General features: G+C 34.1%; 12 protein-coding genes. 2 read left to right on the top strand and 10 right to left on the bottom strand.

What is annotated here, in order from left to right; genetic code table 11:
• Positions 1 to 34 precede the first annotated feature (34 nt).
• The 10 genes from BMY96_RS13280 to BMY96_RS13235 form a co-directional block, all read right to left on the bottom strand.
• Complete coding sequence (locus tag BMY96_RS13280) at positions 35 to 589, bottom strand: hypothetical protein (protein ID WP_092852980.1); 555 nt, start codon at positions 587 to 589, stop codon at positions 35 to 37.
• Positions 590 to 614: 25 nt separating this feature from the next.
• A complete protein-coding gene (locus BMY96_RS13275; RefSeq protein WP_092852978.1) occupies positions 615 to 2018 on the bottom strand; it encodes a M20/M25/M40 family metallo-hydrolase in 1404 nt (467 codons plus the stop codon).
• Positions 2019 to 2259: 241 nt separating this feature from the next.
• On the bottom strand, positions 2260 to 3117 hold the full coding sequence (locus BMY96_RS13270) for a PPK2 family polyphosphate kinase (protein ID WP_092852976.1): 858 nt from the start codon (positions 3115 to 3117) through the stop codon (positions 2260 to 2262).
• A 19-nt stretch (positions 3118 to 3136) separates the two neighbouring features.
• On the bottom strand, positions 3137 to 4300 hold the full coding sequence (locus tag BMY96_RS13265) for a sigma-54-dependent transcriptional regulator (RefSeq protein ID WP_092852974.1): 1164 nt from the start codon (positions 4298 to 4300) through the stop codon (positions 3137 to 3139).
• A 2-nt stretch (positions 4301 to 4302) separates the two neighbouring features.
• Positions 4303 to 5097: a DUF6268 family outer membrane beta-barrel protein gene (locus BMY96_RS13260; RefSeq protein WP_245750649.1), complete on the bottom strand. Its 795-nt coding sequence runs from the start codon at positions 5095 to 5097 to the stop codon at positions 4303 to 4305.
• A gap of 120 nt (positions 5098 to 5217) precedes the next feature.
• Positions 5218 to 6099, bottom strand: a complete 882-nt coding sequence (locus BMY96_RS13255) for a mechanosensitive ion channel family protein (RefSeq protein ID WP_092852970.1) — start codon at positions 6097 to 6099, stop codon at positions 5218 to 5220.
• A 1-nt stretch (position 6100) separates the two neighbouring features.
• On the bottom strand, positions 6101 to 7414 hold the full coding sequence (locus tag BMY96_RS13250) for an ABC transporter permease (protein ID WP_092852968.1): 1314 nt from the start codon (positions 7412 to 7414) through the stop codon (positions 6101 to 6103).
• 4 nt (positions 7415 to 7418) lie between these two features.
• The gene (locus tag BMY96_RS13245; RefSeq protein ID WP_092852966.1) at positions 7419 to 8345 is read right to left on the bottom strand and encodes an ABC transporter ATP-binding protein; all 927 of its coding nucleotides are present in this window, start codon (positions 8343 to 8345) and stop codon (positions 7419 to 7421) included.
• A 438-nt stretch (positions 8346 to 8783) separates the two neighbouring features.
• Positions 8784 to 9902 (bottom strand): molecular chaperone DnaJ, encoded by a 1119-nt coding sequence (gene dnaJ, locus BMY96_RS13240; protein ID WP_092852964.1) that lies wholly within the window; start codon positions 9900 to 9902, stop codon positions 8784 to 8786.
• A 53-nt stretch (positions 9903 to 9955) separates the two neighbouring features.
• Positions 9956 to 10528, bottom strand: a complete 573-nt coding sequence (locus tag BMY96_RS13235; RefSeq protein ID WP_092852962.1) for a nucleotide exchange factor GrpE — start codon at positions 10526 to 10528, stop codon at positions 9956 to 9958.
• Between the two features lie 148 nt (positions 10529 to 10676).
• Between BMY96_RS13235 and BMY96_RS13230 the strand changes: the two genes are divergently transcribed.
• Positions 10677 to 11330: a YceI family protein gene (locus tag BMY96_RS13230; RefSeq protein WP_092852960.1), complete on the top strand. Its 654-nt coding sequence runs from the start codon at positions 10677 to 10679 to the stop codon at positions 11328 to 11330.
• A 176-nt stretch (positions 11331 to 11506) separates the two neighbouring features.
• Positions 11507 to 12070, top strand: coding sequence for a TetR/AcrR family transcriptional regulator (locus BMY96_RS13225; RefSeq protein ID WP_092852958.1), 564 nt, complete (start codon positions 11507 to 11509; stop codon positions 12068 to 12070).
• The last annotated feature ends 30 nt before the right edge of the window (positions 12071 to 12100 follow it).

Here is a 12100-nt window from a genome sequence, read left to right as displayed (position 1 = left end):
TTTTTTTCTAAAAGTAAAATAACAAGCTTACATATTACTTTTGTACTGCTCCACTAAATAGATTTACCTTAGAATTAAAAGGATTTCCTGATGCACGTCGTAGCATAACAATTTGTCCGCAATGCCATAAAGCGTCTTCAATGGGTCCATTAATAATGTTCCAGAAAGGAATCTCGGAGTTTTCAAGATTGTATGGTGTTTTTGTATCGCGTAACACATCGGACACTAGTTTTAAGTTTAGTAAGGTTTGTTTACGCTGGTCTTTAAAACTTAACGCCGTTCTATTTTCGTCCTTATTATTTACTAAGATACTATTTCTAATAAATTTTGAAAGCCCATAAATATGCGTAATAGTTTCGGCTGAAGTTCTTCCAGATGCACTAGCTTTATGGCTTAAATCTTCGTTACTTAAACCTTGTGTAGCCCAATAAAAACGAAATCCTAAACCATCAATTGTTCTAGCTGCCACCGTTTCTGCTGTATACGTATTGGGATTATCTGGAATTTCATAAAAAGGAAGTTCTTCTGTAGTTTGTGCCATAAAAATAATTGTAAAAAATAAGTTGAGTACTAGTAATAATAACTTCATAGACCGTAACTTTATGCTAAAGATATTAGTTTTTTATTAGGCTGCTATTAGAAATAGGGTTTACACCATACTTATCGAATAAATACACTAAAGATGTCATTGTTGCAGCGCCTAGTTCTAGTTCGCGTTTATTTATAGCATCGAAAGTATCGTTACTAGCATGGTGATGGTCGAAATAGCGCTGAGAATCTGGACGTAAACCAGCCAAAACAATAGATTCTGTTTTTAAAGGCCCTACATCTGCACCGCTACCTCCTTTTTCAAAATAATGAATAAGATAGGGTTTAAACAATTGTTGCCAGCTTAATACTTGACTAAAAGCAGCATCGCTACAATCGAAACTAAAACCACGCGGTGTAAAGCCTCCCGCATCACTTTCTAGAGCAAAAATATGATTCTCGTTTTTCTGTTTGGCAACCTCGGCATATTTATTACCACCGCGTAATCCGTTTTCCTCGTTCATAAATAATACCACACGAATACTGCGTTTTGGTTTAATTCCAGATGCTTTTAACAAGCGTAAAACATCCATAGATTGCACTACGCCTGCACCATCATCGTGAGAGCCATCGCCTAAATCCCAAGAATCTAAATGGCCGCCAACAATAATATATTCGTCTGGGAATTCGCTTCCTGTAATTTCGCCTATTACGTTATGCGATTGTACATCTTTAAGTTGCTTACAATTTTGCTTAAAATAAAATTGAATAGATTTATCGAGTTTTAACATGGTACTTAATAACTCTGCATCGTTTGTACTAATGGCTGCCGAAGGAATACGTTTATCGACTGGTACATTATTATAGGTCATACTTCCTGTATGCGGTAAATCGTCCATGCGTAAATTCATAGATCGCACAATAACACCAACAGCGCCATATTTTATAGCTTCTACTGCGCCTTGGTAACGCTGATTAACACAGCCACCATAAGCATCGAAAGTTTGAATTAAATCGGCTTGCATAGGGCGATTATAAAATACTATTTTACCTTGTACGCCTGCAGTACCTAAGGCTTCTAATTCTTGAAAGTTATGCACCTCTACCACTTGGGCCTTTAATCCTAAAGCTGGGGTTGCTACAGAGCCACCAAGGGCACAGATATTAACGTTAGTAGTTTTACCTGGTTCGGTTTCTATAAAGGCAAATTCTTTTGCTCCACGCACCCATTTTGGAACCATTACGGGTTGTAACCACACCTTATCTAATCCTAAGGCTTCTAGCTCCTCTTTTGTATAAGCTACAGCGCGTTCTGCACCCAGAGAACCCGATAACCTGCTACCAATTTGATTGGATAAATGGTTTAACCAATCGTAGCTTTTTCCGTTTGTTAAAGATTGTGTGTAAATGGTTCTTAAAACCTCGGCATCGGTTTGAGAATAGCCAATTGAAGTACTAATTACTATTAAAATTAGAAGTATTCGTTTCATGGTGTTATTTTTTTTAAAGATACTATTTCTTAAAAATTAGGTATTAACCAGAACCCTAAATTTGTGTTAATAGCATGGGGCAAATGCGTTAACGATTGAACGGCATGTTTGAAATCCTTTTTTGTGTTAACCAAAACCTTATAAAGGGGTTATATTTTTAAATACCCCCCTTTTAATGCTACGAAAACACTAAATACACAAAAAAGATTGAGTAGTGAAAGCGTGTTAAAACGCCCAAAACCTACTCGTTACTTAGCTCTTGCTTATACATTTCGATGTTGGCTTTAACCTTATCGTCTAATTCTGGTTCTTTAATATCGGTGTATGTGCTTAAGGTGTTGTACATGATTTTTGCCATAATGAATCGTGCCGATGGTTTATCGTCTGCCGGCACAGTAAACCAAGGTGCATGTGGCTTGGATGTTCTATTTATAGCCTCTTCGTAATAGGTTTGATACGCGTCCCATAATTTGCGCTCTTCCAAATCGCCTGCCGAGAATTTCCAGTTTTTTTCTTTCTTGTTAAGGCGACGTAGAAGTCTATTTTTCTGTTCGTCCTTGGATAGGTTTAAGAAGAATTTAAAAATTATGGTTCCGTTTTGGGCAATGTGCTTCTCGAAGTTATTTATTTGCTCGAAACGCTTGTCCCAAAAGGCATCGTTAACATCGTTTACGGTGTTTATACCCGGAATATTTTCGCCCATTACATACTCTGGATGTACGCGTGTTACCAGCACATTTTCGTAATGCGTGCGGTTAAAAACGCCAAATTTACCTCGTGCCGGAAGCGCGATGTAATGGCGCCATAAAAAATCGTGTTTTAACTCCAACGGCGTTGGCACTTTAAAACTATGAACCACCACTCCTCGTGCATTAAAATCTTTAAAGACTTCGCGAATTAAACTGTCTTTTCCGGCGGTGTCCATACCTTGAATACACACTAAAACCGCATATTTGCCGTGTGCATAAAGGGTATCTTGTAGTTTACCTAGTTTTTTACGAACTTTTTTAAGTTCCTTTTCGGCATCGTCTACAACAACTTTTGTTACCGATTTTTTAAGACTAATGGCCGATGTTACTTTATAATTATCTACTTGCATGTGTCTTTATATTTTAAATTTATTTTGATGCAAATAGCTTTACATCTTGTTCGCTTACCTCGTTACCACCAAGGATAATTAAACGCTCTATAACGTTACGAAGCTCTCTAATATTTCCGGTCCAATCGTACTCTTGAAGCAGTTTTATAGCTTTATCTGAAAAGCCTTTTTTGGCCGTTCCTTGCTCGCTAGCTATTTTGTTTGAAAAATGCTCTACTAATAAGGGAATATCCTCTCGCCTATCGTTTAAGGCTGGAACTTTAACCAAAATTACGGCTAGTCTGTGGTATAAATCTTCTCGAAATCTACCTTCTTCTATCTCCTTTTTTAAATTTTTGTTGGTTGCTGCTATAACCCTAACATCGACCTTAATGTCTTTATCGCTACCTACACGTTGCACCCTACTTTCTTGCAATGCACGTAATACTTTGGCTTGGGCAGAAAGACTCATATCGCCTATTTCGTCTAGAAAAATAGTACCGCCATTAGCGGCTTCAAATTTTCCCGCACGGTCTTTATTTGCACTTGTAAACGCGCCTTTTACATGACCAAACAATTCGCTTTCAATTAACTCGCTTGGTATGGCTGCACAGTTAACTTCTATTAAACTTCCTTTAGAGCGTGTACTCTTTTCGTGCAACCAATGGGCTACTAATTCTTTTCCTGTTCCGTTAGGTCCAGTAATTAACACACGCGCATCGGTTGGTGCTACTTTATCGATAATGGATTTAATTTGAGATATGACTTCGCTTTCGCCAATCATCTCATATTTTTTGCTAACCTTCTTTTTAAGAATTTTGTTCTCGACAACCAATTCTTTTCTATCTAAAGCATTGCGTACGGTATTTAATAAACGGTTTAAATCTGGTGGTTTCGATATATAATCGAAAGCTCCTAAACGCATTGTATTTACTGCTGTATCTAAATCGCCATGACCAGAAATCATAACTATTGGAACTTCAGGTTTTATTTTTTTAACAGCCTCTAGCACCTCGACACCATCCATTTTTGGCATTTTAATATCGCAAAGTATTAAGTCGAAATCTTCGTCTTTTATTTTTTCAATACCTGCCAAACCATCTTCTGCTTCATCTACTTTATAGGCTTCGTTTTCTTCTGAAAGAATTTTTACAAGCACGCGTCTAATAGCTGCTTCATCTTCAATTACTAAAATTTTTGACATACTTAAATTTTAAATTTTAATCCTGTTCTTAAATAAAAAGCATTTAACGTGTTAAATTTAAAAACTTCATCTCTATCTTTATTACGTAAAACGTTATTTAACCTAAATGTATAACCACTATACATGTAAGCTACTAAATGTTTTGTAAAGCAATGCTCGAACCCTAATCCTCCAATAGCAACAGATAATGATATATGCTCTGTTTTTTTACCGTCTATAATGGTAGCATCTTGAAGGTGCGCCATATATCCATCTAAGCCCACAAAAACCTGCATGTTGTTGCGCTCGTTAAACGTGTATTTTAAATTGGACTTTGGTACCCCTGCATTAAAACTCCAATTTTCGTTTATTTCTCTAAAATAACTAACAAAAGGCAACGGAAACGGAAGTCCTGTAGTCGCATTATAAGTTAAACCTAAAATTAAGCGATACGGCCGTTTTAAACTCTCGTCTTTCCTTTTATCATTTATAAAAAACGCGCCACCATTAATAAATAAATCCTGAGATCCTATGGGTTGAGATAGCGTAGAAGCTATTCGAGGATTAACCTTTACACCAAACCGCCAACTTTGGTTCCATTTAAATGTGTAGCCTAAATTTAAATCGATAACATGAATTTTTTTTAGACTAGAAACATCAAAAGGATAATCGTCTTCTAAATTAAGTAAAATACGATTATACTCTGCACCTACTATTAAATAATTATCGTCTTTAATTTTAATAGGGTAATTTACAAGCGCTCTTAGTCTTGTATATTGATCTTCGGAATTACTTTGCGGAATAAAGGAATACTCCAAACGCGCTAAATCTGTAAGTTGGGCATTACCTAATTGAAAACATGTAAGACCTCCTAAAATAAGCAGGTATTTTAGGGCATCTTTAATTCTATGTTTTAATGTAATGGTCTTGATTTTGTATTACTCTTTTGGGTTAAAAATATGAACATCTCTTTGCGGAAATGGTATGGTTATATTGTGTTTTCTGAATAATCTATCAATCTCAAATCGAATTTCACTTTGTGGAATACGCGCATTAAAACTATCGTTAATAGTAAAGGCCACTTTAAAGTCTAATGAACTATCGCCAAAATTTGTAAATAGTACCGTTGGTTCTGGAAATTTAAGAACATCTTTTTGCTTTTTTGCGGCTTCTAAAAGTAGCTTTTTAACTAATTGCACATCGCTACCATAAGCCACTCCTACAGAAACACTTTCTCTTGTTGATGTTCCGTTTTGAGTCCAGTTATACAAGCTAGTTGTTAAATATAAGTGATTTGGAATAATAAGCACTTTATTGTCTATAGTTGTAGCTCTTGTGGTTCTTAATTTAATTTCTTCTACTCGTCCTACTTTGCCTTCTAGCTCAATAATATCGCCTACATGAACCGTTTGGTCTATAAGAATAAAAACACCCGAAATAATATCTTGAAACAGGGTTTGTAACGCTAAACCAATACCAATCATTAATGCTGCCGATGCCGCAAAAACAGCCGTAACATTAACACCTAAACTATTTAACGTAATTAATAAAATAACCAAGTATATTAACCACCTAAAATAGCCATAAACCACATTAAATTTACCCTTATTCTCGGCTGGTAAATTTCTGGTAATAATTTTTAAAACTAATTTTAGTAATAAGGTAGTAATAAAAATTACGGTTATAATAACAATAACATCCCTAATAGAAATACTTATATCTTTACTAAAATCGTAGTGCAGATTTAAAAAGTCTGTAATCTTTTCCCAAAGTGAGCTTTCTTTTATAGTCTCTTCTATTTGTTCTATACTTTGATTCATTTTAATACTTAATCCATTTAATCAATTCCTTATAACTCGGTTTTTTACCGTACATTAAAATACCAACACGATAAATTTTTGCAGCAAACCAAACGGTAAACATAAATGTACCTATTAATATTATCAAAGATACCACTTGTTGCCAAATAGGCACACCAAAAGGAATACGCATAAGCATAACTACGGGCGATGTAAATGGTATAAATGAAAACACGGTAGACACCGTACCATGAGGATCTTCAATAACCGTAAATATACCTATATAAACAGCCAGTACTAGTGGCATTAAAATGGGTAGCATAAATTGTTGGGTATCGGTTTCATTATCCACAGCTGCTCCAATAGCTGCATACAGCGAACTGTAAAGTAAATAACCGCAAATAAAAAATAAAATAAATGCCGTTATTAAATTAAGCAAAGGCAAATTAAAAAAAGCCGTAACAATGTTTTGAATTTCGCTATTAATCTCTGGAGTTGCCATGGCTTGTTCCACCATTTGCTGCTGTGGTGTTTGCATTTGTGCCAAGTCTACACCTAATACAAACGATGCCACCGTCATTAAAACACCGCCTAAAATAATCCAAATTACAAATTGCGATATCCCAGCTAGCGAGGTTCCAATAATTTTACCCAACATTAGTTGTACAGGTTTTACTGAAGAAATAATAACTTCAATAATCCTACTCGTTTTCTCCTCAATAACACTACGCATTATCATATTACCATAAATAATAATAAACATAAAGAGCAAATAACCCGCTGCACCTCCAAAAATTAATTTTACAACACTATCTACTTTCGATGTTTTTTCACCTTTAAAACTTTCTTGATTAATTTCAATTTGAACTTTTGAAGCTTCTAACTTTTCTACATCTATGCCTTCATGTATTCTATTTTGAAGGGTTAATTCCGTTTGAATTTTATTTTCTATTGCTGAAATTAAAGTAATTGATGGCGACTCTTCTGAATAAAACGTTACATTTTTAGACTTTATTGGTCCTTCTGAAACTTTAGATATATATAGCAATCCGTAACCTTCTGATTCTTGCACCAAAGCTTTAGCATCATTTAACGACATGCCTTCTAAATTATTATAAGCCGTATGCTCGGTACTTTTAAACACATGACGCACCAATCCTGAATCATCTAAAACCGAAATAACTTTTACTTTATCGTTATTTAATTGTGTTAAATAGGCAATAACAGCTATAAACGTAATAAAGATTAACGGACTCAAAAACGTCATAATAATAAACGATTTGTTTTTAACCTTAGTTAAATATTCTCGTTTTATAATAAGTGGTAAATGGTTCATACTATTAACTATTATTTACAGCTTGAATAAATATATCGTTCACACTAGGAATAAGCTCTACAAAATGAGACACCTCACCTTTTTGGGTTAAATAGTTTAATAAATCATTTGGATTTTCGCCTGGATTTATTTTTATATTTAACTTAAGCTCATCCTCTAAGGTTTTAAAATTAGCCTTTGAAACACTAAACTTTTCGGAGATTTCTTTTTCTAGCTCTAGTTGATTGTTTGAGCGAATACCAACTTCAAACGTATTAATCTTAAATTGTCGTTTTACATCAACCAATTTACCATCCAATATTTTATTCGATTTATGAATTAATGCAATATCATCGCACAACTCTTCTACCGATTCCATTCTGTGAGTAGAAAATATTACGGTTGCTCCGTTTTCGCGTAAGCGTAAAATTTCATCTTTAATTAAATTAGCATTTATAGGATCGAATCCCGAAAATGGCTCATCGAATATTAAAAGTTTAGGTTCGTGCAATACCGTAACAACAAATTGTATTTTTTGCGCCATCCCTTTAGATAGCTCTTGAATTTTTTTGTTCCACCAATCGCCAATTTCCAAACGTTCAAACCAATATTTTAAACGTTTTTTAGCCTCGGCCTTACTTAAACCTTTTAACTGGGCAAGATAAATAGCCTGCTCACCTACTTTCATAGACTTATATAAACCTCGTTCCTCTGGCAAATAACCTATATCCATGATATGCTTTTGAGACAGTGCTTCGCCATCTAAAACTACCGAACCAGCATCTGGCATTGTAATTTGATTTACAATACGTATTAGCGTTGTTTTTCCTGCTCCGTTAGGTCCTAAAAGACCAAATATACTTCCTTTAGGAATAGATACCGACACATTGTTTAAAGCTTTAAAGTCTCCAAAATACTTAGAAACATTATTGACTTCAAGTAAGTTATTCATGTTGCGTTTTTTATTAACTGTAAGACCGTAAATATATTAAATGTTGCTTTAGAAGCTTGACGCTTTTAGTAATAATTATGACTATTATGATACAGATTTTGCAAATTAACAAAAAGCGTATTAGTAACTTAAAACCTATGTCTACTTAAAAGTGTTTCTCTATTAAAAGTATTTAAAAAATTAAGTTTTACTAAAAAACAAAACCCACCCTTAATAAATTAAGGATGGGAAAAAAATTGCTATGAAAAAGAAAAATTATCACTAAAATAAATTAGTGATATTCAAATATAGTTTTTTTTCAATACAAATACTAGATAATCACCAAAATAACTTCTAAAATTCAACGGATACAGTAAGTTTTATTGTTAAACCTAAGGCATTATTAAGCAAAAAAAAATCCGCTTAAAAGCGGATTTTTTTATTACTATATAACTATTTTTAAGAAAACATATCTTTAACTTTCTCAAAAAATGATTTATCTGAGCTTTCTGGCTTTGGTGAGAAATGCTCATCATCTTGCATAGACTCAAAAAAGTCTTTTTGCTGTTTATTCAATGTTTTTGGCGTCCATACATTAACATGCACTAATAAATCGCCTTTGCCGTAACCGTTTATACTAGGTATACCTTTTCCGCGTAAGCGTAAAATTTTGCCCGATTGTACACCAGCTTCAACCTTAATACGTACTTTACCAGTTACAGTTTCAATTTCTTTTGATGTTCCTAAAACAGCATCAGGGAAACTTACATACAAATCGTAATGTAAATTATCACCTTCACGCTGTAATTTTGCGTGTGCTTCTTCTTCAATAACAACAATTAAATCTCCAGAAATGCCGTTACCAGGAGCTTCGTTACCCTTACCAGATACTTTAAGTTGCATACCATCAACAACACCTGCCGGTATTTTAATAGATACAGTCTCTTCGGCTACTTTTAAACCTTGTGCATCTGCATCGCTAGGTTTTTTATCGATAGTTTGTCCGGCGCCACCACATACATTACAAGGTGCCGAGGTTTGCATTCTACCTAAAATAGTATTAGCAATACGTGTTACTTGTCCAGAACCGCCACATGTAGAACATGTTTTATAGGTAGTTCCTGGTGCTTGCACCTTACGTTTTACTTTAATTTTTTTATCGACTCCAGTAGCTATTTCCTCTAAAGTTAATTTTACACGAATACGTAAGTTACTCCCTTTAACTCGACGTTGGCCACCGCCACCGCCAAAACCAGAGAAACCGCCTCCGCCGCCGCCAAAGATATCACCAAACTGACTAAATATGTCGTCCATATTCATGCCGCCGCCAAAGCCGCCGCCACCGCCACCATTCTCGAAGGCTTGGTGTCCGTATTGGTCGTAACGTGCTTTTTTGTTTTCGTCGCTTAATATCTCATAGGCTTCGGCCGCTTCTTTAAACTTAGCCTCTGCGTCCTTATCATCTGGGTTTTTGTCAGGGTGAAATTCAATCGCTTTTTTTCTGTAAGCTTTTTTTATTTCGGCTGCACTAGCCCCTTTACTTATCCCTAATATTTCGTAAAAATCTCTTTTAGCCATTCCTATTCCTATCCTTTAAAACCTAAAGGATGTTTTTTAATTATTAATACTTTTTATTGCCCTATAACTACTTTAGGAAAACGAATTACTTTTTCTCCTAAAAGGTATCCTTTTTCAACGATGTCGATAATTTTCCCCTTCATATCATCGGAAGGTGCAGGTATTTGTGTTATAGCTTCATGGTTGTCGGCATTAAAAACATCGCCTTTTTTAACCTCCATAGGCTTTAACCCTTTTTGTTCAAGTGTTTTTATTAATTTCTGGTAAATTAATAATACACCTTTACGCAATTCTTCAGCTTCCTTATCGTCTTCAATATGCGTTAATGCACGTTCAAAATCATCTAAAACAGGTAATAGAGTTTTCATAACACCTTCGCTTGCGGTAGAAAATAATTCTATACGCTCTTTAGCGGTACGTCTTTTATAATTTTCAAACTCTGCAAATAGCCTTAAAAACTTATCTTTCTCTTGCTTTACTTCAGCTTCAAGTTTTTCTTCTTTGGTAAGTTCCTCTTCTGCTGGCTCTTCAACTTGTTCCTCAACCTGTGCTCCAACCTCAACTGCTTGGTCTTGGTTAGCTTCCGCTTGTTCGTTCTCTATATCTTTATTTTCTTTATTACTCATGGTAAATTCAATTTTTTCAATCTTAAATTTAAGTTGGCAAAAGTACTGCCATTATTATAAAAATGTCATAATGTCATTAAAATAATTATAATTTTTTTTTTGCTAGGTATTGCCTAATTTTACACAATAACATTTAAAACATTTTAAAATGAAAAAAAATATTGCAAAGATTTTATTTGTAACAGCTTTAGCTGTAACAGCAACAAATTGTAAAGACAAAGCTAAGGAAGCTGCAACCACAGCAGCCGAAGCTGTTGAAGAAGTTGTAAACGCAGAAAAATATACCGTAAATACAGATGCTTCAACTATAGAGTGGGCAGGTTATAAGCCTACTGGGTCGCATAACGGAACTATTGCTATTGAAAATGGTATTTTAGATGTTACAAACGGTAAAATTGTTGGTGGTTCTTTTATTATTAACATGAACTCTATTACTGTTTTAGACATTCCTGCAGATGATGAAGGTAATGCAAAACTTGTTGGCCACTTAAAAAATGCCGATTTCTTTGATGTTGAAAAATATCCTAACGCAGCATTTACAATTACGGGCTTAGAAGAAGTTGAGGGTAAAACAATGCTTTCTGGTAACTTATTACTTAAAGAAACTAAAAACAATGTAACATTTCCTGTAACGGTTACCAATGAGAATGGTTCTATTACACTTACTAGTGAAACGTTTACCATAGACCGTACAAAATGGAATGTACAATACGGATCTAAATCTATTTTTGATAATTTAGGTGATAAATTTATTAATGACGATATGGAATTAAAAGTGACCGTTAAGGCTACAAAGTCTTAATTTTTAAACACATAATTTTAAAAGCCACTTTTTTAAAACAAAGTGGCTTTTTTTTGTTTTATAACCAACCTGCTAAACCCAATACTTTCTACTTTTAATTCTTAAAACACTAAATTAATGTTAAAAGCTTTTTTATTACTAACCGATTGGTTAGTTTTGTATTGTAAAACAAAATAATGGCCAGAACCAAACAATATAACGAAGACGAAGTCCTTGAAAAAGCAATGTACCTTTTTTGGAAAAACGGTTATGAGGCAACCTCTATGCAGATGTTAGAAAAAGAAATGGGCATTAATAAGTTTTCCATTTATTCTAGTTTTGGTAATAAACATGGATTGTTTCTAGAAAGTTTAAAACGTTACAAATGCCAAGTAAACGACGTTTTGCAAAAATTTAAAAACGGAACTAGTGGCGTAAAAGATATTAAACAATTCTTTTACGATTCTGTAAGCTCTAATTTTAAAAATGAGCATTTAAAAGGTTGTTTTGTAACAAACACTTATAATGAATTTTCTGAAACGGAAGACGAATTAATAAAAGCACAGATGGATACTTTTATGCATCACTTAAAATCTATAATTATTGAAAAATTAAAGATGGATCCAACCAAAACTGAAGCAACGGTTTTAAAACAAGCTAACTTTTTATTATTAGCAAAGCATGGTTTAGCAGCAGCAGCAAGAGTAAACACAACACAAGAAATTGAAGATTATATTGAAATGACTTTCAAAAATATATAACCTTTTTTTACACAATACCTAAACGAACGT

This window comes from Algibacter pectinivorans (assembly GCF_900112595.1).
Taxonomy (GTDB): Bacteria; Bacteroidota; Bacteroidia; order Flavobacteriales; family Flavobacteriaceae; genus Algibacter_B; species Algibacter_B pectinivorans.
The sequence above is the reverse complement of the archived record's forward strand: the minus strand, read 5'-3'. Positions and strand labels throughout refer to the sequence as shown.